Source organism: Sporosarcina newyorkensis (assembly GCF_900167515.1).
Classification (GTDB): domain Bacteria; phylum Bacillota; class Bacilli; order Bacillales_A; family Planococcaceae; genus Sporosarcina; species Sporosarcina newyorkensis.
On sequence record NZ_FUYJ01000001.1, the window covers coordinates 302867 to 325962 of the forward strand.

Here is a 23096-nt window from a genome sequence, read left to right on the forward strand (position 1 = left end):
ATGCAAATGGATCAAAAAAAAGAATTGAAACAGTTATATAAAGAGACGAAGATCGAGGCAGGTGTATATCAAATTAAAAACACCGTAAATCAAAAATTGTTTATTGGCAGTACACCGAATTTCAAAACATTAAATGGGGTGAAATTCAGTCTGAATACAGGTGTGTATATGAATAAAGCGCTGCAAGAAGAGTGGAACACATTTGGAAAAGAAGCGTTTCAAATAGACATCCTGGAAACCCTTAAAAAGAAGGAAGGTCCATTTTACAATGCAAAAGAAGCGCTGATGGAACTGGAGGATAAGTGGTTGGGCTGTCTTCAGCCTTATGATGAGCAAGGATATAATGTCAAGAAGCCTTCTTGATCTTGGAATTCGTGGTTTGTCCGGTCACTCGAATGGATTGCTTCTCTCTCAAAGTTTAGAAAATGATCATTTGGGAAGAGTAGAAGTAATCGTGAAAGGAGCGATCGTTGATGAATGCGATGGATACAGTGAAGAAAATTTTAGATGAAAGTTTTATTGGTACGATGGCGACGGTTGATAATAATAAGCCGTATAGTCGGTATATGACGTTTGTGAATGATGGCTTGTCGCTCTACACACCTACGAGCAACCAGACGGATAAGGTGGAGGATCTAGAAGATAATCCGTATACCCATATTCTAATCGGTTATGAGGGAGAGGGATTTGGTGATGCGTATGTCGAATACGCAGGGCGTGTATCCATTTCTTCAGATGAACAGATCAAGAAGAAAATTTGGAATAATCAAATGAAAAAATGGTTTGATGGTCCCGAGGATCCGAAATTGGTGATTTTGAAAATTGAACCTGAAGCCATTCGTCTAATGAATAAATCCGGAGAACCGCCACAGGATATTTCTCTTTAAATAAGGACAAAAACAGCCTATTGTTTGGCTGTTTTTTTGTTCAAAAAACCTACTACGCCCAATTTTATGTCATTTATCCGCCAACTCCCATTGATTGAACTCTGTGTGGGTGGGTAATATAGGGGTGAGGAACATTCGTTCTTATGGAGGTGAAGGTCATGACAGAGCACTTGCCACACAGACAGATCGCTTGTTTAGATATGCGCAGCTTCTACGCCAGCTGTGCTGCTGCAATGGAAGGGTTGGATGTGATGAAGGTGCCAATTGCGATTATCGGCGATATTGAGCGTAAAGGCGGGGTTGTCCTTGCTGCGTCTCCGCCGCTCAAAAAGCAGTTCGGCATCAAGACAGGTATGCGGCTATATGAGATTCCAAACGATGCAAGTATTCATTTGATTGAGCCGAAAATGCAATTTTTTATTGATGTTTCGATGGAACTGACGAAGTTATTGAATCGCTATGTTCCGAAAGAAGCAATCCATGTATACAGCATTGATGAAAGTTTCGTCGATTTCACAGGGACAGAAAAGTTATGGGGCCCCTTGGATGACATCATCTATCGGATACAGGATGAGTTGTATCGGCAGTTTCAACTTCATTCCGCTTGCGGGGTTGGTCCGAATATGCTGTTAGCTAAGCTGGCGCTTGATTTGGAGGCGAAGAAAACAGGTGTGGCATACTGGACATACGAAGATGTGCCGAAGAAGCTTTGGCCAGTATCACCTCTTCGGAATATGTGGGGAGTCGGCAGAAGAATGGAACGCACATTGGAAGACATGGGGATTTATTCTGTGGGCGACCTGGCAAGAACACCGCTTGAGCGTCTGGAAAAGAAATTTGGCGTCATGGGAAACCAGTTATATTACCATGCGCACGGAATTGATTATTCAACGCTCGGATCGGTTTTGATCAAAGGACAAATCAGTTACGGCAAAGGTCAGACCTTGCTGCGAGATTACATAAAGATGAATGAGATTTTAACCGTTCTCCTGGAGATGTGTGAGGACACTGCTATGCGCGCACGATTGGCAGGCAAGAAAGGTCGCACTGTGCAACTGTCATTCGGCTATTCCAAACATGCCTTAGGTGGCGGATTTCAACGCAGAAAAACGCTGGCGGAAGCAACGAATGAAACCTTGGTCATCTACCACACATGTGTAGAACTGCTTGAGACTTACCACGATGGCCGACCCGTCCGCCACATTTCCGTCACCCTTACCAATTTAGAAACTGAACACGGCATCCAGCTCGACTTGTTCAAACCAACCAACTGGAAACAACAGCGGATCGGTCATGTAATGGATGAACTCCGCCTAAAATACGGCTCCACAGCCATACTCCGCGCCGTCTCCATCACTTCCGGCGGGACTGCTTACAGGCGAAACAAGCTAATTGGCGGGCATTATAAATAAAAGCGGAAGACGCCGTTTAGCCTCGACAGGCGTTGGAAGACGAGCAATAAAGGCGTTTTTTGCCTTTACTGCTTGTCTGAAACGTCCCGAGAGGCTGGCGTCTGCAGCTGGATATAAATAAAAACGGAAGACGCCGTTTAGCCTCGACAGGCGTTGGAAGAAAAGCAATAAAGGCGTTTTTTGCCTTTACTGCTTGTCTGAAACGTCCCGAGAGGCTGGCGTCTGCAGCTGGATAGAAGTTAAAAGCGGAAGACGCTGTCGAGCCTCGACCGGCGTTAGGAACTCACCCGAAATTGCTTGAGCAAAAAGGATGGTACTATACAATTCACAATGTATGAACTTCAGAACAGCATACAGGAGAATGGCTGAGAGGTTGTCAAAAAGATTTCACAAACAAATGGGGCGTAATCTATACGCGGTTTTGTTACGATAGGGTGGGAGAGTTGGCGGGATAAAATATGTCTGCCGTCTATCTACTATTGCTTAGCGTGAAGGAGGAAATAGTTTGGGAACGGATGTGAATATATTTTTTGCGTTCGGAGCGGGTTTTCTAAGTTTCATTTCTCCGTGCGTCTTGCCGTTATACCCAGCCTTTATATCGTACATCACCGGAATGTCGTTGGATGATCTGGGAGATAAGTCAAAAGGTATGAACCGTACCGGTATTTTACATACGTTATTCTTTTTACTCGGATTTTCCGTTGTGTTTGTCTTTCTGGGATTCAGTACATCGTTTATCGGAGCAATATTTTTACAGTATCAAGATTTAATCCGTCAAATTGGTGCGATCTTCATTGTCCTTTTTGGTTTGATGACCATTGGATTATTCAAACCTGAATTTCTGATGAAGGAGAAAAAGCTGCAATTCAAGAATCGGCCGGCCGGTTATCTCGGCACTGCTTTAATCGGGTTAGCGTTTTCCGCTGGCTGGCAGCCTTGTATGGGGCCAATAATTGGAGCGATCATTTATTTGGCGGCTACAAATCCGGCTTCTAGTATGTTGTATATGATGTTGTATGTTCTTGGCTTTGCGATTCCGTTTTTCTTCTTGTCTTTCTTCATCACAAGAATTGGTTGGATTCGAAAGCACAGCATGAAAATTACCAAAGCGGGCGGATATCTCATGATTGCATTTGGGATTTTGCTGTTCTTTAATGGAATGGTGTACCTGACTAGTTTGCTCAGCCCGATCTTTGGTGATTTCCAAGGTTTCTAATTAAAGGTCATGAAACAGAAAAGAGGTGTACTATGCAGGAACTTACTTCTTTTGAAGAATGGCAACACGTATTGAACGAATCCAAGCAATTCCTATTGTTCGTCAAGACCCATCATTGTTCTGTTTGTGAAGGGCTATACCCTCAAGTGGCGGCACTTGAAAGTCGTTATCCTTTTCCTTTTTACAGAGTCAATGCAGCGGAAGTTCCTGAACTGGCTGGCCAGCTGGCACTCTTTACAGCACCTGTCGTATTGCTGTTTCATCAGAAGAAAGAACTGGCTCGTTTTGCTCGAATTGTCCCGATGAATGACTTGACGAAACGGATGGATGAACTGGTTGAGTGGGGGAACATAGAGGATGCTTAAGTTACAAGAGTGGGTAGATTATATTTTCACAAGCATTCCGCCGGTTTATTTGATTATTGGCTCTACCGTGATTTTTATTGTCATGACGACATTTGTCTATACAATGCGTGCAAGAGCCGCGAGTAAACCCATTCAGGCGAAGAAGATCATTCTGCCGCCGTTGTTCATGTCTACTGGAATGCTGATGTTCTTGTTCGATGAATTTCAAGTGCCATGGATACAAGTGCTGGAAGCAAGCCTCGTGGGATTGGTTTTCTCTGCTGTTCTCATTAAAACCACAATGTTTGAAATGAAGGAAGACGGAATTTACTTGAAGAAATCGAAAGCTTTCCTCGTGATCCTATTCAGCTTGTTGATTTTACGGATGGTCGGCAAGCTCGTGCTCAGCAGTTCGATAGATGTAGGAGAATTAGGTGGCATGTTTTTCATATTGGCATTCTCGATGATTTTGCCATGGAGAGTCGGCATGCTTGTGAAATTTAAAAAGCTTGAAAGGAGCGCAAACTAAAAGCAATCTGTCCATTGATCACTTTTGATCGTTTGGACAGATTGCTTTTTTATCATTTATTAGCCGAATAAATGTTCATACGGCTGCATGTCGACTTCCATCTCATTCAGCTTTTTACGCAGAAAATTATGGTCTCGTTTGGGTGTCGCAAGAATATAGCCTTTAATAATATGGTCGAATTCAATTGTTTTTGCTCGGTCTTCTAGCGCAATTTGGCCGATTTTAGAAGCGATCTTTTGTTTTGCTACATCCCGGAATAGTTCAGGAACCGGTGTAACCAATTCATTCAACATACCCTTTGCTTCTGTATTCCATAAATGCAGGGATTCATTGACATAATGCTCTTCCCAATCGAGCGTCGATTTGCCGTCTTCTTTCGGAAAGACTTTAAGAAACTTCCGGAACATAAAGAATCCGCCGATACCGAATAAACCAATTAGTACAACGCCCCAAAATAGGATAAACCACATAAATAGGTCTTGCACTGTTTTTCACCTCTTCCATTCTACTATCCATTATAAAAGCATTTCGAAAATATTTCACTAACAAAGTATCTTTTTTGTTCTTTCGTTCTATGTAGGGGATGAAAGGAGGTGAGACATATGGCAGCTTCACTAGAATTCAGTCAGGCAGTAGGCAAGATTCACTTCAATGCAGGGACGAATGAAAAGGGTAACATCATTCGTAAGGTAAAGACGTATAAACACATTACAAGAGAGTCTACTGCAACGGACTTGAGCGTAGCATTCACGCAATTAGCGTCACTTTCTAGCTATTTGATGATGAAGGCGGAGAAAGTGGTAACGGAAGAAGTGCAGGATGACTAAAAAAACAAAAGGAGGAATTCACACATGGCAAAAGTATTGGAATTGACATTTCTGACTGCAGTAGAAACACCGGTCAAACTAACGGTCGATGAGCCGCGAGAAGACATCACGGAAGAGCAAGTTGAGTCGGTCATGCAGCGAGTGATCGAAAGTGGTGTCTTTGTGGCAGATGACTCTCAACTCGCGTCTATTAAAAGTGCACGGATCGTTGAGCGGGATGCGCGCACCATATTGACTCGTTAATAATGCAAGAAAATCGGCATTCAGTTCTCTACTGGACGCCGGTTTTTTTACTTTGAAAAGAGAGGAGGAGTGGACTATGGAGCAATGGCTGCAACTGATCCAGGATATCGGGTTTCCGGTCTTTGTATCGTTTTACCTGTTACATCGTTTGGAAGTAAAGCTGGAAGCGATCCATGAAGTTCTCTCAGATATTAAAAACCGCTGAACTTCATCAGAACTTCATGAAACCGTCAATGTTTAGCCAAATAGGAACAGAGCTCCGCCTTGTTTGGCAAACGAACTTTCGATATGATAAAGTGACTATCAGAAGCTGGAGGAATTGATTATGAAGAAAAAGTTTTTTGTACCGCTGATGCTTATTTTTGTACTCATGCTTAGTGCGTGTGGCGGCGGATTCAAAGCGGACCATAAGTATAAGGTGGAACCATTTGAATTTACCAATCAAAATCATGAAAAAGTATCGAATGAAGACTTGAAAGGTGATGTGTGGTTGGCACAGTTCATTTTTACGGTCTGTACGTCTGCCTGTCCTCCAATGATGAATAATATGGTGGAGTTGCAGGAAAATTTACAAGCAGAAGGTGTGGAGGATTACAAAATCGTATCCTTCAGCATTGACCCTGATGTCGATACACCGGAAGCTTTGAAGGAGTATATGCAAGCATTTGGCCCTCCTGATGAAAGTAAATGGGAGATGCTAACGGGATATGATATGAAAACAATTGAGAAGCTAGCGGCCAGTTCATTTAAGACTGCTGTAAAAGACATCCCAAATAGTGATCAAGTGTTACACGGTACTGCTTTTGGCTTAGTTAACCAAAAAGGCGAGGTTGTAAAACTATATGATGGGTATAGCGACGTACCATATGATACAATCGTCAAAGACATGAAAGAATTGATTAAAGAAGGTAACTAATTTTAGAAAGAGGTGGGGCAATGAAGAAAAAGAAGGTCAGCCGGTCGATCCGCATCAAAGTCGCCTTCTTGATCTTATTAATTCCCGTTGCCGTCACCGTCTTCACGATTGCTGCGATACTTTGGACGAGCATTGAGAAAAGCGATGTCATTCGCAAGTCTGCTTCCACGCTTTTGAGTATCCAGGATCGACAGACAGGAACCGTGATACCTGAAGAATACATCCCCATCTATATAGCTGCAGCTGAAAAATATGATATCCCATGGACGCTTCTCGCTGCACATCATCGGATCGAGACGAGGTTTTCCACAATGAATACCGATGTTTCACCCGCCGGAGCCGAAGGACCAATGCAGTTCATGCCGTGCACGTTTGTAGGATGGGGTTATCCTGGCTGTAAAGACCTTGGGAAAGGTGATATTCCTCAAAAGGATAAAACGAATCCCGATGTGATAAAGAAATATGGCGGCTATGGTGTAGATGCAAATGGTGACGGTATTGCCGACCCGTTTGATATTGAAGATGCGATATTCAGCGCAGCGAATTATCTCTCCAAAAGTGGAGCAGCAGACGGAGATATAGAAAAAGCGATTTTTCATTACAATCACAGTGAAACCTATGTAGAAGACGTTCTCTGGTATTTTAAGGAATTTGAAGACCAACGCAAGGAAAAAGAATCAAAAATACAAGCAGCTAAATAAAACGTGGAGCCACCGTTAAAGGTAGCTCCACATTTTTTAGCGTCTAATTTAGGATGCTTTGCGCATACTCTTCATAATCAGACTTACGATGAAGACAAGAACAATCGCACCGATTAATGCTGGCAAGAAGTAGAAACTGGAAATCTGAGGACCCCATTCACCCAGCAGCGCACCACCAATCCATGCACCCACGATACCTGCAATAATGTTACCGATAATACCGCCTGGAATATCTCTACCTACGATAAGGCCAGCTAACCAACCGATAATCCCTCCGATAATTAAGAACCAAATAAAACTCATGCTGTTCATCTCCTTTAAAATTTTGTATCTAGTACGTGCTTATTATTTGTATTACCGTCTTTTTAATACATGAAACATCTTTTATTCTGTTTGGCGAAATAAAAAAGTTCAGACAGATTATTTTCTGCTGAACTTTAGAGGAAAATTAATTAACGATCACTGTTGCACCAAGCGTGTTTTGGAAATGAGACAATGCCCAGTCATGGCCCGCGGGATTGAAACTTGCGACGCCGCCTTCATGAATAAAAATTTTATAGCCTAGATTGTAAGCGTCTATCGCAGTATGTAAAATGCAGATATCTGTACAGACACCAGTCAAATGGATTTCCCTGATGTCTCGTGCGCGCAATTGGATGTCCAAGTCGGTTCCTGCAAATGCGCTGTATCTGGTTTTATCCATCCAAATGATTTCATCCGAATGTTCACTATATAGATCGTGCATCTTACCATAAAGATTCCGACCGAATGTGCCGCGGATGTTATGGGCGGGGAACAGAGCATTTTCAGGATGATACGGATCGTCTTTTTCATGAAGATCATTAATGACAAAAACAGGCTGCTGCTGTGCAAGAAAATCTTTTGTTAACTGTACGATATGATTCTCCAACGCGATACCGGGTTCGCCGCATGTTAAGGCTCCGTCTATAGCCACAAAATCAACTGTATAATCCACGACAAGCAATGCTTTCTTCAATTCCATCATCTCCTTTCTGTTAGTTTGCCATAGTGGCGGTTGAATATCTAGACATATGTAAAGACAATGCGGTGAGAAATTTCTCTTTTCCCAAGGAGAACACCATGAAACTCGCTACTCACAAGGCAAATATTAATGCCTTACCAAAGGGGAAGTGCCCAGAAAGCGCCCCTGCCTGGAGGGCAAATCCCGAGGAATACACCCGTTCCTCCCTGTGTGTTTCCTTTCCAAATTAGGATATCCATTTTTAAGTGAAAGACTATGAGAGAACTATAAAATGGATTTTCACGAATCTGCCATAATGTAACAAAAAAGCACATTAAAGTAGGAAAAAGTGGTCTATTTGAGAATTGAAAAGACTAATTGAGAATTCTTAATGAAATTTGATTTAGTCATTACCTTTTCTTATGGAGCCCTATAAATTATATGTATTTTACTAATCTCCTTTGCTATACTATGATGGAGTAGAGGAAAGATGTGCATTTATAATCTTTCAGTACATAAAGGAGGAAACCAAATCATGGCAAAAAGCAATTTACACAATAGCCGAAAGTCTTTCGAAGTAAATGGAAAGACGTATAACTACTACCATTTAAAAGCTTTAGAAGAAGCAGGTCTTACAAACGTTTCGAAACTTCCTTATTCAGTGAGAGTATTACTGGAATCTGTTCTTCGTCAACACGACGGATATGTGATCAAAGATGAGCACGTTGAAGACTTGGCGAAATGGGGCTCTGTAGTAAATGCAGATGCTGAAGTGCCATTCAAACCTTCACGCGTAATCCTTCAAGACTTCACGGGAGTACCTGTTGTAGTTGACCTTGCATCTTTACGTTCTGCAATGGATGAATTAGGCGGAGATCCAAACAAGATCAACCCTGAAATTCCAGTAGATTTAGTAATTGACCACTCCGTACAAGTAGACAGCTATGGTACGCCACAAGCTCTTCAAATGAACATGGAGCTTGAATTCGAGCGTAATGCTGAGCGTTACCAATTCTTAAGCTGGGCACAAAAAGCATACGATAACTACCGAGCAGTACCACCTGCAACAGGTATCGTTCACCAAGTAAACCTTGAGTATCTTGCTAACGTTGTCCATGCGGTTGAAAATGAAGATGGATCTTTCGAAACATACCCGGATACACTTGTCGGAACAGACTCCCACACTACAATGATCAACGGTATCGGCGTACTTGGATGGGGTGTTGGCGGTATCGAAGCAGAAGCAGGAATGCTTGGACAACCTTCATACTTCCCAATTCCTGAAGTAGTTGGTGTCAAGTTGGTTGGAGTACTTCCTGAAGGAACTACTGCAACAGACCTAGCACTTAAAGTAACTGAAACGCTTCGTGCACAAGGTGTAGTAGGAAAATTCGTAGAATTCTTCGGTCCTGGCGTATCGAACTTGCCATTGGCTGACCGTGCGACAATCGCAAACATGGCGCCTGAATACGGTGCTACATGTGGATTCTTCCCGGTTGACGAAGAGTCACTGAACTATATGCGCTTAACAGGCCGCGATGAGAACCATATCGAAGTAGTGAAACAATACTTGATCGAAAACGATATGTTCTTCACTCCTGAAAAGGAAGAGCCGAACTTCACAAATGTGGTTGAAATCGATCTAAGTAAAATCGAAGCGAATCTTTCTGGTCCTAAGCGTCCACAAGACTTGATTCCTCTATCTGAAATGCAACAGTCTTTCAAAGACGCAGTAGTTGCACCAGAAGGAACACAAGGCTTTGGTCTTACACCGAAAGAGCTTGAAAAGTCTGGAACGATCAAATTCGAAGATGGACGTAAAGTAGAACTGAAAACTGGTGATGTTGCGATCGCAGCAATTACTTCTTGTACAAACACTTCCAACCCTTACGTTATGTTAGGCGCGGGACTTGTTGCGAAGAAAGCTGTCGAAAAAGGACTTGTTCCTCCAGCATACGTCAAAACTTCATTGGCACCAGGTTCAAAAGTTGTTACTGGCTACTTGAATGATTCCGGCCTATCCGAGTACTTGGACAAAATCGGATTCAACACAGTTGGTTACGGATGTACAACATGTATCGGTAACTCCGGTCCATTGCTTCCTGAAATCGAAAAAACAATCGGTGACGAAGATCTACTCGTGACTTCTGTTCTTTCCGGTAACCGTAACTTCGAAGGACGCGTACACCCATTTGTTAAAGCGAACTACTTGGCTTCACCTCCACTAGTTGTTGCATATGCACTAGCTGGAACAGTGAACATTGATTTCGCAAAAGACCCAATCGGTCAAGACAAAGACGGCAACGATGTATTCTTCAAAGACATCTGGCCTTCCACTCAAGAAATTCAGGATGTAGTGAAAGCTACTGTAACGCCTGAATTGTTCCGTAAAGAATATGCGCGCGTATTCACGGAAAACGAAGCATGGAATGCAATCGAAACTACTGATGATTCTCTTTATGATTTTGATGAGTCATCTACTTATATCCAAAACCCTCCATTCTTCGAAAACCTTTCGAAAGAACCGGAAGATATCCAAACACTTGCAGGCTTGCGTGTTATCGGTAAGTTCGGTGATTCCATCACGACTGACCACATTTCACCAGCTGGGGCAATCGGTCTAAATACACCTGCGGGAATCTACTTGCGTGAAAACGGCGTAGAGCCTCGTAACTTCAACTCATACGGATCACGCCGTGGTAACCACGAAGTGATGATGCGCGGTACGTTTGCGAACATTCGTATTCGTAACCAAATCGCTAAAGGTACAGAAGGCGGGTTCACTACGTACTGGCCAACTAAAGAAGTTATGCCGATCTATGATGCAGCTATGAAGTATCAAGAAGATGGCACAGGACTAGTCGTTCTAGGCGGTAAAGACTACGGAATGGGCTCTTCACGTGACTGGGCTGCTAAGGGAACAAACTTGCTTGGAATCAGAGCAGTTATCGTAGAAAGCTTCGAGCGTATTCACCGTTCGAACCTAGTGATGATGGGTGTACTTCCACTTCAATTCATCAATGGCGAGAACATTGAATCTCTTGGCTTAACAGGCGAAGAAGAAATCGCGATCAACATCGCAGAAGGTGTTAAGCCGCGTTCAATCCTGAAAGTCGTAGCGAAAGCTCCAGACGGCAAGGAAACTGAATTTGAAGTGCTTGCACGTTTCGATTCTGAAGTTGAAATCGACTACTATCGTCACGGAGGAATCCTGCAAATGGTTCTACGTGATAAGTTGAAATCAAACTAAGTATATGATTTAAGAAAAAGATGTCCGACTTTGTTGGGCATCTTTTTTCGTGTCGTTTGGAATGTTATTGCAAGCAATGTTTTTTTGCGTTCGTTATACTAGAGGATGAGGTGAGTTTGGATGTTTTACAGTGAAAAAGAAATTGAAGTTCGCTATGCGGAAACAGATCAGATGGGTGTCGTGTATCATGCCAATTATTTGATTTGGATGGAGGTTGGACGTACATCGCTCATTCAGGACCTAGGCTTTCATTATGCACAGCTGGAGAAGGATGGCTATTTATCGCCGGTTACCGAGCTGTCAGTGAAGTACAAGACATCCATTACATACGGAGAGACCGTAACCGTCCGGACATGGGTGGAATCGCATGGTAAACTGCGTACCGTCTATGGCTATGAAATCTTGCATGCAGATGGAACGGTTGCTGCAACTGCTGTCTCTGAGCACGTAGTAGTAAAAAAAGACAATTTCCGCCCTGTTTCATTACGGAGAATTCATCCGCAATGGGATGCAAAATATACGGAAGTTCAGCGTGGAGAAGGCTGATGGCTTTCGGAATTAAGCGACAGGAACTGTATGCTTGGAAAAGAGCAGTAGAACAAGGGGAGATTGCTTTTTTAACGCATTATTGGCTAGACGATCGGTTTCCGGATACGAACACAGTCACAAAAGTCGGGTGCAGCGACCTGAAGAAGCTTATCAATTGGGGGAAGCAGTATGGTTTGCGCCAAGAGTGGATTCATGCAAGAGACGAGTACCCGCACTTTGATTTGATGGGTGAACGACAAGTGGAGATTTTGAAACAGGAAAATTGTTTAGATCAATTGACGCGATTAAAAAATGGTAAGAATAACATGTGAGTTATTCTTACCATTTTATGTAGTGATTTTAAGATGCCTTCTCATAGTGAAAAGCAAGTTCTCCATGATTTACATCTGTATCCACATGTAAATCATGACCATCGAAAAACCAAAGATCCCGTTCTTCAATATAGTAATGTATACCATCTATGACCGTTTCCACAGCCAATTCATCGGGAGTTTCTTTCGTTATTCCCATCGAAAAACCGTCGTGCAATGGGCTAGATCCTCCATACCGTGCAAAAAACTTTACATAATCGCCTGAAGAGGCTTCCATTTCATCTTTGAACCAATGAACTGCCTTTTCGGATATATTGATATTCATGATGGGTACGTCCTTTCTTTTCATGATTTACAGCCATTTGATCTTAGGTTCTGTTCCTGCTTTGATGCGGCTGATATTGTCTCGGTGTCGGTAAAAAATGAAGAAGCCCATTAACGCAACGACTAAGAATAAGTATAGGTCTCCTGTCATCAGATAATAGATGAGGCAATAGATGGGTCCGAGAATTGAAACAATGATTGAAGTTAAGGATACCATTTTTGTTAGTTTCAATGCGATCAAAAACGTAATGATGACCAAAAGAAAAATCGGCCAATTGTATCCTAGCAGGACACCGCCTGAGGTGGCCACAGCTTTCCCGCCTTTAAGGTTCGCAAAAAGAGGGAATATATGTCCGAGCACGGCTGCAACCCCGAGCAACAATGGATGCACCGCAGTATCATGAAAGTACGGTAATAAAGGCAATAAAACGGCTGCAGTTCCTTTTAAGATATCGAGCAAGGTGACAACGATCCCTGCTTTTTTTCCGAGAACCCGGAAAGTGTTCGTAGCACCCATATTTCCGCTGCCATGCTGCCTGACGTCCGTTTGATAAAAAATCTTCCCGATCCACAAAGCGGAAGGAATCGACCCAAGCAGATAGGCTGCCAGAATGATCATATAATTTTCCATAATGAACCCCTTTTGCGTGATTAAATGTTTGCATTAAGTTTAGCAGAAGAGTAAGTTCTGGACAATGACTGATTTGTGCAGGTTGAAGAACGCTTTTAAAAAATATCTGTCGGAAGATGTCGTTCATTAGGTTGTCACCTTTTCCGCGTTGCAATCCTAAGATTTCTTCTATACAATAGGTTGAGCTGAAACAAAACGTTGATTTGACAAGGTTTATCAGAAGATGTATGATAAAATTAAGAGAACATTTGTTTGACGGGGGTTTCATTTTGACGAAACAGAAAATACAAAATACGTATGATGATAGTTCCATTCAAATTTTAGAAGGCTTAGAAGCTGTTCGAAAAAGACCGGGAATGTACATTGGTTCCACGGATACTCGAGGGCTTCATCATTTAGTTTACGAGATAGTCGACAACTCGGTAGACGAAGCGTTAGCAGGGTTCGGAGCAGAGATTGATGTGACGATTCACTCTGATGGCAGTGTCAGTGTTCGAGATTATGGACGAGGCATGCCAACAGGTTTGCATCAGTCCGGGAAGCCTACAGCGGAAGTCATTTTAACTGTACTGCATGCAGGCGGTAAATTCGGACAAGGCGGCTATAAGACAAGCGGCGGATTGCATGGTGTAGGCGCATCCGTGGTTAACGCCTTATCTGAATGGTTGGAAGTGACGATCTTTCGGGAAGGCAAAAAGTTCCGTCAGCGTTTTGAAAACGGCGGACATCCTGCTACCACGCTAGAGCAAATCGGCACGACAAAAGAAACGGGCACGATCATTCATTTCAAACCGGACAAAAAAATCTTTTCAACGATCAAATATCAATATGACACACTAGCTGAGAGATTACGTGAGTCAGCTTTTTTATTGAAAGGATTAAAGATTGTCCTGCAAGAAGAAGGTACCGATAAAAAAGATGTTTTTCATTACGAATCAGGTATTGAAGCGTTTATCGAGTATTTGAATGAAGAGAAGGATGTTCTGCATGACGTTGCATATCTAGAAGGTGAAGTGGAAGGCATTGAAGTCGAATTCGCCTTCCAGTTTAGCGATGGCTATGCGGAAACTATTCTTTCGTTCGTCAATAATGTCCGGACGAAAGACGGAGGGACACATGAAACAGGCGCTAAAGCAGCGATGACACGTGTTGTTAATGAGTATGCACGCAAGACCGGTTTGCTGAAGGAAAAGGATAAGAACCTGGACGGCGCGGATATCCGAGAAGGGATTGCAGCGATTGTCTCTGTTCGTATCCCGGAAGAAATTCTGCAGTTTGAAGGCCAGACGAAAGGCAAGCTCGGAACGAGTGAAGCCCGTACCGCGACGGACGCAGTAGTGTCTCAAAAGTTACTCTACTTCTTGGAAGAAAATGCTGAATTAAGTGCGAATCTTGTGCGTAAAGCGATCCGTGCACATCAAGCCCGCGAAGCAGCAAGAAAAGCGAGAGAAGATGCACGTTCCGGGAAAAAACGCAGAAAATCCGATACATTATTATCAGGAAAACTGACACCTGCCCAGTCCCGTAATGCAGCTAAAAATGAATTATATCTAGTGGAAGGTGACTCTGCAGGCGGTTCTGCAAAGCAAGGACGTGACCGTACGTTCCAAGCGATTCTGCCGCTGCGTGGTAAAGTCATCAATACGGAAAAAGCCAAGCTCGAAGACATCATGAAAAATGAAGAGATCAACACAATTATTCATGCGATCGGTGCAGGAGTCGGAGCAGATTTTCAAATCGAAAACGCTGCATACGACAAAATCATTATTATGACGGATGCCGATACAGACGGCGCCCATATCCAAGTATTATTGCTGACATTCTTTTACCGCTATATGAAACCTTTGATCGAAGCAGGGAAAGTGTATATCGCACTGCCGCCATTGTTCAAAGTGTTCAAAGGGTCAGGCAAGAGCGAGAAGCTGGAGTATGCGTGGACAGAAGACGATCTGGATGAAGCGATGAAGAAGATCGGTAAAGGCTATATGCTCCAGCGCTATAAAGGGCTTGGAGAAATGAATGCTGACCAATTATGGGAGACGACGATGAATCCGGAAACACGGACACTCATACGTGTGACGATTGAAGACGGTGCGAAATCCGAACGTCGTGTCACGACATTAATGGGTGATAAAGTGGAGCCGCGTCGAAAATGGATCGAAGAAAATGTCGATTTCGGCTTAATTGAAGAACATAATATATTAGATAATGCATTTATACATGTTGAGGGGGATATGGAATGACCCATTCAGAAACTTTTCAAGATCTTCCCTTAGAAGAAGTGATTGGCGACCGATTTGGGCGTTACAGTAAATACATCATTCAAGACCGTGCGATTCCCGATGCCAGAGATGGTTTAAAACCAGTTCAGCGTCGGATTTTATATGCGATGTATCATGAAGGAAATACCCATGATAAAGCATTTCGTAAATCGGCAAAAACAGTCGGTAATGTCATTGGTAACTACCATCCGCACGGTGACACATCTGTTTACGATGCGATGGTACGGATGAGTCAACACTGGAAGCTGCGCCATGAAATGATTGATATGCACGGAAATAACGGATCTGTTGACGGCGATTCAGCTGCGGCAATGCGTTATACGGAAGCAAGACTATCTGCCATTGCCAGTGAAATGTTGCGCGATATCCGTAAAGAAACGGTTGATTTCGCTCCAAACTTTGATGATACGGAACTTGAGCCGACGGTCTTGCCGGGACGCTTTCCTAATCTACTTGTCAACGGAGCGACAGGTATTTCAGCAGGCTATGCGACAGACATTCCGCCTCATGCTTTGCATGAAGTCATCGATGCGGTCTTTATGCGACTAAAAAATCCCGAAACTAGCGTTGAAGACTTAATGACCGTGCTTCCAGGACCGGATTTTCCAACAGGCGCCATTATTCAAGGAACCGACGGCATACGCAATGCGTACAAGACAGGCAAAGGACGCTTTGTTATCCGCGCTACGTGGGAAATCGAGCAGTTGAAAGCCGGTAAATCACAAATTGTCGTTACGGAAATACCGTATGACGTCAATAAAGCGAACTTAGTGAAAAAAATGGATGAATTGCGCCATGACCGCAAATTGGATGGAATTGCAGAAATTCGTGATGAATCCGACCGGACCGGATTGCGAATTGTGGTGGAACTGAAGAAGGATATGGACGGCAATGCCATCATGCAATATTTATTGAAACATACCGATCTGCAGATCACGTACAACTTCAATATGATTGCGATTGCCGGAAGACGTCCTATGCTCATGTCGCTTCCAATGCTGCTCGATGCGTATATCGATCACCAAAAAGAAGTCATTACAAGACGCTCCACATATGATATTCGAAAGGCAAAAGACCGTTTGCATATCGTGGATGGCTTAATGAAAGCCTTGTCTATACTGGATGAGGTCATTAAGACCATTCGTGCGTCAAAAGATAAAAAAGATGCGAAACGAAACTTGATCGATGCATATCAATTTACGGAAGTCCAAGCCGAAGCAATTGTTTCTTTGCAGTTATATCGTCTGACGAATACGGATATCACCGAATTGAAAGAGGAAAAAGAAGAACTGCGCATGTTGATTAATGAACTGGAAGAAATTCTTGCAAGTGAGAAGAAACTTGTAGCTGTTCTGGTGAAAGAACTGAAGGCTATTCGCAAACAGTTCTCTGAACCGCGACGTTCTGTAATTGAAGAAAAAATAGAAGAGTTGAAAGTGGACTTGGATATTTTAGTGCCAAGCGAGGAAGTCATGGTGTCTGTAACGAAAGGCGGCTATATTAAGCGCACTAGCATGCGCTCGTATTCGGCGTCGAATGGTACAGGCCAGGAGATGAAGGAATCCGATTATAATTTATTGGAAGCTGCGATGAATACACAGCATCATCTCTTATTGTTCACGTCATCCGGGAATTATATCTATCAGCCTGTCCACGAGCTCCCTGATATCCGCTGGCGCGACTTAGGGCAGCATCTATCAAGTGTTGTCGGACTTGAGCCGAATGAAGAGCTGGTGGACGTTATCGGGCTCGAAACGTTTGATGAAAACTTGAGTATATTAACTGCAGCTTCAAACGGCAATGTGAAATTATCTAAACTGACCGACTTCCAGGTACAGCGCTATAATCGTTCATTCAAAGCAATGAATGTGAAAAAAGGCGAGACACTCGTAGGTGCGCAGGTAGTAACGGGTAAAGAAGATGTGTTATTAGTGAGCAAGCAGGCGTATGCATTGCGATTCTCTTTATCTGAATTGGCCATCACTGGCATACGTACAGGAGGCGTCAGAGGGCTTCATTTGAAGGCAGAAGACGAGCTGGTAGCATTTGAAGTGATTACAGAGCAAGTCAAGAATATTTTCGTTGCGACTCAGCGCGGGTCGGTGAAAAGAATGAACATTTCAGAGTTCGAAGTGGCTTCACGAGCACTTAGAGGCGTAACGGTACTAAAAGAGTTGAAATCCAATCCATATCGGGTTGTGGATATGAAGGCAGTGAAGGAAGACGAACAATTTGTATTATTGACGACAAAAGACCAAAAAATTGAGATTGATCCGATGTCATTGAAGAATACGAATCGACAATCCACTGGTAGTTCTATTGTGGACGAAGCGAAAGAAGGAAAGATTGTCCAAGTGGCTGTAATGAAGAAGGAAGATAAATAAAAACAGAAACCCGCCCTTTCATCGTCAGATCAAGTAAATGTGCAGCGGGCATTTGGCAAGGATCTTCTCATTGTCTTTCTTAGATATCTGGTAGCATTGGCACAAGATATGGAAATTTGGAATATGCAGTACAATTATGCTGATAAAAGATTTTTTTCACGGAGCGTAATTACAGAAAACACTAAATTCTTACATGCTTTATAAGTTGAATGGAAAACTAAGTCAGTAGGCTGTCGAAGCCAAATATCAGTATCGATAATAACAACCTAACTACCTAGTGCATATGCTAAGTTTATGATCATATGGATTAGGAGGTATATTACAGTGAATAACCCTTATTTTATGTATCCTTGTCTAAACCTTTGTTACAGTTATGTACCAATGTGTAACTGTAATACTATTTGGAATTACGGCTATTGGAATATTTCAGATGCAGCGGACACTCCGAACCATTCTTTAACGTATCCAAATAATTTTAGAAATACAAGCGATCTCGTGTTAAAAGATCATGGAGAAAACCCTTTTGTAGTAAACATCAGTCAGGCTGCCAAGCAAAATAATACCTATCGTGACGCTATCTGGACCGGAAAACACCTACAAGTTACCTTAATGAGTATTAACGTTGGGGAAGATATAGGATTGGAGATTCATCCAGACGTTGACCAATTCCTGCGCATAGAGGAAGGCCAAGGACTTGTCCAGATGGGAAAAAGCAAGAATAACCTAAACTATGTAAGAAACGTCGGTAATGATTCTGCCATTATGATACCCGCTGGTATATGGCATAATGTAACCAATACGGGTAATTCTCCGTTAAAGCTTTATTCAATCTATGCACCGCCGCACCACCCATTCGGTACTGTTCAAGAAACGAAAGCTGATGCAGAAGCCGAGGAACATTAAGACGTGAATGAATGATCAATTTCGTTGTACTTTGACGGAATTGATCATTTTTAATTTTGCTGTTATACTTGAAAGTTTTAAGAATCGATCATTGAAAACGGGTAAACAATAAAAGGTAAAAGGAGAAACGTGAATGATTACTAAAATCGGTCAAATTATGCTTTATGTAACTAATCAACAAGAAGCAGTTGATTTCTGGACGAAAAAAGTAGGCTTTATTATCGTTGCGGAAGAAAATGGACAAGGAATGAGATGGATTGAAATAGCTCCCTCAAAGGATGCGGAGACCAGCATCGTATTACACAATAAAGAAGTAATTGCTAAGATGTCTCCTGAGTTAAATCTTAGTACTCCATCTTTGATGTTTACAACAGAAAACCTCGATAAATTATATAACGACTTAGCAAATCAACGTGTTACTGTCGGAGAGATTATGGAAATGCCGACTGGTAGGGTGTTTAACTTTGCCGATAGTGAACAAAATTATTTTGCAGTTGTGGAAAAAAGTAACTAACATTTTCAAGTTTCAAGAAATGATGCCAGATCCTAAACAACTTCGAATTGTTTAGGATCTGGCATTTTTTCGAGAATAGGCCTCTGCATCTCTGAGGATTCTACACAACACTCCGAGCCACCCGATCTGCAATCTCACAAAAAGTTTTCACAAGAATGGATTGGTCACTGCGCCGATACGTAATGCCCATCGAGACGAGAGGCAATTGTTGAATGGACTCAATGTAGACGACTTCTTGTGTATGAAGGTTCATGGTCGATTGAGGAACAATGGTGATGCCGATTCCTGCGGCAACTAAACCGATGACTGTTTGAAATTCGAGCGCTTCTTGTTGGATGACGGGATTACATATGCCTAGGATTTCGGTGTAGAGGCCGGGCCATGTTCTAGGTGATAATAATACGAACGGGTATGGCTTTAAATCGTCCAGGGTGACTGCTTTTAATTCGAGTAAGGGATGCTGTTTCGGGACCGCGAGTACGCAAGGATCAATGGAGACGATTTCGGTGTGGAGTGTGTCATCGAGGACAGGGGGTCTTAGGACACCGACGTCGATTTCGTTCTGTCGCAGTGCTTCGAGTTGGTCAGGTGTCGATAATTCAGAAAGGTGAACTTGGACGTCGGGGAATTGGTGTCGGAATTCCCGTAACACAGCAGGGAGAATGTCATAGGTAGCAGAACCAACGAATCCGACGCGCAAAGACCCAAGTCTTCCAAGATGAATCCGTTTTGCATTTTCAATTGAACCTTCTAGGGAATCGATAATTTTGACGATATCCTGATAGAATTGTTGTCCTGCCTCTGTTAATTCCACGCTTCGGTTCGTTCTAGAAAAAAGTAGAATATCCAATTCTTTTTCCAAGTTTTGAATTTGCATACTTAATGGTGGTTGTGTAATATGTAATCGTTTTGCCGCGCGACTGAAATTTAATTCTTCCGCCACAGCTATAAAATAGCGGAGCTGTCTTAATTCCATTGTTGCGTCACCAACTTTCTAACTATTCGAAAAACGTATCGTTGTTATATGAATTATATACTTCACGAATGATGACTAGCAAGCTAAACTTACAGATAACAAATGAATGGAGGAGATGTCATTGTCAACAAATGCACAGGCGGGAAAATTTGCTATTGGGGAAGCGGTGGAAAATTGGACGGGGGACGCGCGGTTTTTGGAGTATACCAATGCGGCGGATCCAATTGGAAGCGGTATCATCAGTCCGATACCCGCCAAAGAATTTGGTCCGGAGCTTTATCATGCTGGTGAAACGAGAATCGTCACATTAGACCTGAGTAGAGAATTAAAAACCGATTATTTGGCGACAAGTCCTTCGCTGCTTGCGCAATTTATGCGCATCAATGCGGGGGATTCCATTCAAACGGAACCGAATGCGACGAGTGAACTTTACTATATTATTTCAGGTGCAGGGCACACGGAAGTGAATGGGGAAACCATTGACTGGAAACAAGGAGATTTTGTCACATTGCCATCTGGATCGAATAGTATTCATACGGCGAAAGAAGATACAACGATTTATTATATTGTAGATACGCCTCTTCTTGATTATTTAGGCGTAAAGGCGACAGAGGCCCGTTTCAAACCGACGGTATATACAGCGGAAATGGCGAAAAAGCATTTGGAAGAAGTGGCGAATGCTCCGGATGCGCATTTGAAAAATCGAATCTCCATTTTGTTGAACAATGAAAAGTTTGATCAAACCTTGACGATTACGCATGTGTTGTGGGCGATGCTCGGCATTGTACCGGTCGGATCCAATCAGGCTCCCCATAGCCACAAATCGGTTGCTCTCGATTTTGTTGCGTATGCGGCATCTGGCACGTATACACTGGTTGGCGATCAAATTGATCCGAAGACCAATGAAATCATTGATCCAATTCGCATTGACTGGGTGACAGGCAAGGCATTCGTTACACCGCCGGGGCTTTGGCATTCTCATCATAACGAATCGGACGAAGCAGCTTATATCATACCTATTCAAGATGCCGGCCTGCAAACCTATCTGCGCACACTCGATATTCAATTCACGCATTATGATGAAGCTTAATGCGCGCTGTTAAATTTTGTGAAAACAATCTTCGCAGAACCACATCTGAGCAGGCTAAGGAAACCCTTGAAAAGGAGTATTCAGAACTTGTGAACGTCTATGAAACGGGATGCTTCAGACGCTGTCTGCGCTGTAGAGTCAAACCGTTTTGCCAGATTCAATTGCAAACCATTGAAGCAGAGGATGCGGAGGCATTGGTGGAGAAGGTCATTCGATATGTGAACGAGAAATCGTGCAGATTGAGTATTGACGAGGTGAATTGATAGACTGAATTAAATCCTGACAGTCGAATGCATGACCGATGCAGCATATCGTGAAGAAACAAACAAACAAAGCGGAGATCGAAACCCACTCGAAATGTCAGGATTACCTGATAATTCGAGCGGGTTTTGTTTTTGTGCGAGCAAAACGATTGCTCTCTCTAACGTTGGATTGAGTAAATGTGCGGTGGGTGGCTAGTTTGGATCGTTCTGTGGGTGGTTTGGTGCGGTGCGGTTGAGTAAATGTTCGGTTGGGAGGTTTTTCGTTCGGTTCAGCTGTGTTTTGGTGCGGTGCAAAGATACATTGCCACGGTCGGCGGACTTGCCTTTTATGTCCTGCATGTTGTAACAAAAATTTTTCAGTAGCGGCTCCGGATTGTGGCATATTGGGTAGTAAATAGACGTAGTTTTAAAAAGATTTAATTGTCTGCAATACGACCGGGGAGGATCAAGATTTTATTATGGAAAGAACTAAACAAAAAATCGACAGGATCTTTGAACGAACGACAAAAACCAATCAAATACATGAAGCCGTGCTCTTCGTGGAAAACATGGATGGCGACTTTTCTTACGGCACTGGATACGGTGGAAAGAATATCGATACACCATTCCTTATGGCAAGCATCACAAAGCTATTTACTACTGCTTGTATTTTAATTTTGAAAGAGCAGGGAAAACTGTCGCTCGATGATGAAGTAGCAAAATATTTAACAAAGGATACGCTGAGCCAACTTCATATGTACAAAAGACAGGACTATTCCACGGGGCTGATCCTATCTAATTTATTATTTCAAACTAGTGGATTGCCTGATATTTTTGAAGAAGGCAGTAACAAGGCAAAAAAACGTGCGATCTACGAAGATCGGCAATTTAATTTTGATGATAAGATCGCGATGACTAAGCAACTGAAACCAGATTTCGTGCCTGGTACGGGAAAAAGGGCTCACTATTCGAATATAAACTTTGATTTACTTGGAGAGATTATCGAAACTGTCACGGACTCGACATTGGAAGATGTGTATCAACAATTTATTTTTGACCCATTAGAACTCAGAAAAACCTGTCTCCTGAAAAGTGATGACGATGTCGTTCCAGCTGTTTATTATAAGGATATCGTCTTGTATCGTCCAAAATTCATTAGAAGCAGCCGTGCCAGTGGTGGTGGTATTTCTACGGCACGTGAATTAATGATATTCCTCAAGTCATTCTTTGGAGGAAAGTTATTTAATCAAACCATTTTCAATGAATTGAAAACAATGAACAAGTTGCAAGTCAGCATGTATCCTATTCAATATGGCGCTGGATTTATGATAGTACCCCTAAGTGGTCTCGCCACTCTGTTTACGGGTAAAGGGGAGCTGGTAGGGCATTCCGGCTCAACGGGTTCGTTTGCCTTCTATCATCCTATGCAGGACATCTTTTTTGTTGGGGATGTAAATCAAATGGCGAATCCGGCACTTCCTATACGGTTGGCGATGCGGCTTGCTGTTTCTGTGGGATCATAACTTTTGGCATCTTCGAAATATACCGATTTGTGATGAGGAAAGAAGTTAAATAGAGATAAA

27 protein-coding genes are annotated in these 23096 nt (G+C 42.7%); 21 read left to right on the top strand and 6 right to left on the bottom strand.

Annotated elements, in window-relative coordinates:
• Nucleotides 1-6 precede the first annotated feature (6 nt).
• The 6 genes from B5D59_RS01630 to B5D59_RS01655 all read left to right on the top strand — a co-directional run bounded on the left by B5D59_RS01630 (nt 7) and on the right by B5D59_RS01655 (nt 4388).
• Nucleotides 7-363 (top strand): GIY-YIG nuclease family protein, encoded by a 357-nt coding sequence (locus B5D59_RS01630; RefSeq protein ID WP_176132470.1) that lies wholly within the window; start codon nt 7-9, stop codon nt 361-363.
• A 110-nt stretch (nt 364-473) separates the two neighbouring features.
• The gene (locus B5D59_RS01635; protein ID WP_009496716.1) at nt 474-887 is read left to right on the top strand and encodes a pyridoxamine 5'-phosphate oxidase family protein; all 414 of its coding nucleotides are present in this window, start codon (nt 474-476) and stop codon (nt 885-887) included.
• A 158-nt stretch (nt 888-1045) separates the two neighbouring features.
• Nucleotides 1046-2299 carry a Y-family DNA polymerase gene (locus B5D59_RS01640; protein WP_078816609.1) on the top strand — a complete coding sequence of 418 codons (1254 nt, stop codon included), beginning with the start codon at nt 1046-1048 and terminating at the stop codon, nt 2297-2299.
• A gap of 505 nt (nt 2300-2804) precedes the next feature.
• Entirely contained in the window at nt 2805-3515 is a 711-nt protein-coding gene (locus tag B5D59_RS01645) for a cytochrome c biogenesis protein CcdA (protein WP_009496714.1), read from the top strand.
• A gap of 32 nt (nt 3516-3547) precedes the next feature.
• A complete protein-coding gene (locus B5D59_RS01650; RefSeq protein WP_078816610.1) occupies nt 3548-3880 on the top strand; it encodes a thioredoxin family protein in 333 nt (110 codons plus the stop codon).
• Complete coding sequence (locus B5D59_RS01655; protein ID WP_078816611.1) at nt 3873-4388, top strand: CcdC family protein; 516 nt, start codon at nt 3873-3875, stop codon at nt 4386-4388. The genes B5D59_RS01650 and B5D59_RS01655 overlap by 8 nt, the downstream gene beginning before the upstream one ends.
• Nucleotides 4389-4447: 59 nt before the next feature.
• Here the strand turns inward: B5D59_RS01655 and B5D59_RS01660 are convergent, their stop codons facing one another.
• Entirely contained in the window at nt 4448-4858 is a 411-nt protein-coding gene (locus B5D59_RS01660; protein ID WP_040758759.1) for a DUF2621 domain-containing protein, read from the bottom strand.
• A gap of 132 nt (nt 4859-4990) precedes the next feature.
• Here B5D59_RS01660 and B5D59_RS01665 point away from each other — a divergent pair, with 132 nt between their 5' ends.
• The 5 genes from B5D59_RS01665 (at nt 4991) to B5D59_RS01685 (ending at nt 7075) form a co-directional block, all read left to right on the top strand.
• Nucleotides 4991-5215: a DUF1659 domain-containing protein gene (locus B5D59_RS01665; protein WP_009496710.1), complete on the top strand. Its 225-nt coding sequence runs from the start codon at nt 4991-4993 to the stop codon at nt 5213-5215.
• Between the two features lie 24 nt (nt 5216-5239).
• Complete coding sequence (locus B5D59_RS01670; protein ID WP_009496707.1) at nt 5240-5458, top strand: DUF2922 domain-containing protein; 219 nt, start codon at nt 5240-5242, stop codon at nt 5456-5458.
• Nucleotides 5459-5534: 76 nt separating this feature from the next.
• Nucleotides 5535-5663, top strand: a complete 129-nt coding sequence (locus tag B5D59_RS01675; protein ID WP_078816612.1) for a YvrJ family protein — start codon at nt 5535-5537, stop codon at nt 5661-5663.
• Nucleotides 5664-5783: 120 nt separating this feature from the next.
• Nucleotides 5784-6374, top strand: coding sequence for an SCO family protein (locus B5D59_RS01680; RefSeq protein ID WP_009496695.1), 591 nt, complete (start codon nt 5784-5786; stop codon nt 6372-6374).
• Between the two features lie 20 nt (nt 6375-6394).
• Nucleotides 6395-7075 (top strand): lytic transglycosylase domain-containing protein, encoded by a 681-nt coding sequence (locus tag B5D59_RS01685; protein ID WP_009496693.1) that lies wholly within the window; start codon nt 6395-6397, stop codon nt 7073-7075.
• Nucleotides 7076-7123: 48 nt separating this feature from the next.
• Here B5D59_RS01685 and B5D59_RS01690 read toward each other — a convergent pair whose 3' ends face one another.
• Both B5D59_RS01690 and B5D59_RS01695 read right to left on the bottom strand, forming a co-directional pair.
• Nucleotides 7124-7378 (bottom strand): GlsB/YeaQ/YmgE family stress response membrane protein, encoded by a 255-nt coding sequence (locus tag B5D59_RS01690; protein ID WP_009496691.1) that lies wholly within the window; start codon nt 7376-7378, stop codon nt 7124-7126.
• A 145-nt stretch (nt 7379-7523) separates the two neighbouring features.
• A complete protein-coding gene (locus tag B5D59_RS01695) occupies nt 7524-8072 on the bottom strand; it encodes a cysteine hydrolase family protein (protein ID WP_078816613.1) in 549 nt (182 codons plus the stop codon).
• 520 nt (nt 8073-8592) lie between these two features.
• Here B5D59_RS01695 and acnA point away from each other — a divergent pair.
• The 3 genes from acnA (at nt 8593) to B5D59_RS01710 (ending at nt 12167) form a co-directional block, all read left to right on the top strand.
• Nucleotides 8593-11307 (top strand): aconitate hydratase AcnA, encoded by a 2715-nt coding sequence (acnA, locus tag B5D59_RS01700; RefSeq protein ID WP_040758102.1) that lies wholly within the window; start codon nt 8593-8595, stop codon nt 11305-11307.
• Nucleotides 11308-11427: 120 nt separating this feature from the next.
• Entirely contained in the window at nt 11428-11853 is a 426-nt protein-coding gene (locus B5D59_RS01705; protein ID WP_009496685.1) for an acyl-CoA thioesterase, read from the top strand.
• On the top strand, nt 11853-12167 hold the full coding sequence (locus B5D59_RS01710; protein WP_009496683.1) for a hypothetical protein: 315 nt from the start codon (nt 11853-11855) through the stop codon (nt 12165-12167). Before B5D59_RS01705 ends, B5D59_RS01710 begins: the two co-directional genes overlap by 1 nt.
• A 28-nt stretch (nt 12168-12195) precedes the next feature.
• On the opposite strand, the gene B5D59_RS01715 is transcribed toward B5D59_RS01710, so the two are convergent.
• Nucleotides 12196-12492: a HesB/YadR/YfhF family protein gene (locus B5D59_RS01715; RefSeq protein WP_040758101.1), complete on the bottom strand. Its 297-nt coding sequence runs from the start codon at nt 12490-12492 to the stop codon at nt 12196-12198.
• 27 nt (nt 12493-12519) lie between these two features.
• Nucleotides 12520-13122, bottom strand: coding sequence for a glycerol-3-phosphate 1-O-acyltransferase PlsY (gene plsY, locus B5D59_RS01720; protein ID WP_078816614.1), 603 nt, complete (start codon nt 13120-13122; stop codon nt 12520-12522).
• Nucleotides 13123-13349: 227 nt separating this feature from the next.
• Here plsY and parE point away from each other — a divergent pair, with 227 nt between their 5' ends.
• The 4 genes from parE to B5D59_RS01740 all read left to right on the top strand — a co-directional run bounded on the left by parE (nt 13350) and on the right by B5D59_RS01740 (nt 19205).
• Nucleotides 13350-15365, top strand: coding sequence for a DNA topoisomerase IV subunit B (gene parE / locus B5D59_RS01725; RefSeq protein WP_009496677.1), 2016 nt, complete (start codon nt 13350-13352; stop codon nt 15363-15365).
• Nucleotides 15362-17788 carry a DNA topoisomerase IV subunit A gene (gene parC, locus B5D59_RS01730; protein ID WP_078816615.1) on the top strand — a complete coding sequence of 809 codons (2427 nt, stop codon included), beginning with the start codon at nt 15362-15364 and terminating at the stop codon, nt 17786-17788. The genes parE and parC overlap by 4 nt, the downstream gene beginning before the upstream one ends.
• A gap of 324 nt (nt 17789-18112) precedes the next feature.
• Nucleotides 18113-18691 carry a cupin domain-containing protein gene (locus B5D59_RS01735; protein ID WP_009496672.1) on the top strand — a complete coding sequence of 193 codons (579 nt, stop codon included), beginning with the start codon at nt 18113-18115 and terminating at the stop codon, nt 18689-18691.
• A gap of 133 nt (nt 18692-18824) precedes the next feature.
• Nucleotides 18825-19205, top strand: coding sequence for a VOC family protein (locus B5D59_RS01740; RefSeq protein WP_009496670.1), 381 nt, complete (start codon nt 18825-18827; stop codon nt 19203-19205).
• A gap of 100 nt (nt 19206-19305) precedes the next feature.
• Here B5D59_RS01740 and B5D59_RS01745 read toward each other — a convergent pair whose 3' ends face one another.
• Nucleotides 19306-20181: a LysR family transcriptional regulator gene (locus B5D59_RS01745; protein ID WP_078816616.1), complete on the bottom strand. Its 876-nt coding sequence runs from the start codon at nt 20179-20181 to the stop codon at nt 19306-19308.
• A gap of 115 nt (nt 20182-20296) precedes the next feature.
• Between B5D59_RS01745 and B5D59_RS01750 the strand changes: the two genes are divergently transcribed.
• From B5D59_RS01750 to B5D59_RS01760, 3 genes are all read left to right on the top strand, one after another.
• The gene (locus B5D59_RS01750) at nt 20297-21271 is read left to right on the top strand and encodes a cupin domain-containing protein (protein ID WP_078816617.1); all 975 of its coding nucleotides are present in this window, start codon (nt 20297-20299) and stop codon (nt 21269-21271) included.
• Nucleotides 21271-21534 (top strand): DUF1450 domain-containing protein, encoded by a 264-nt coding sequence (locus tag B5D59_RS01755; protein ID WP_078816618.1) that lies wholly within the window; start codon nt 21271-21273, stop codon nt 21532-21534. The genes B5D59_RS01750 and B5D59_RS01755 overlap by 1 nt, the downstream gene beginning before the upstream one ends.
• A gap of 458 nt (nt 21535-21992) precedes the next feature.
• Entirely contained in the window at nt 21993-23036 is a 1044-nt protein-coding gene (locus tag B5D59_RS01760; RefSeq protein ID WP_078816619.1) for a serine hydrolase domain-containing protein, read from the top strand.
• The last annotated feature ends 60 nt before the right edge of the window (nt 23037-23096 follow it).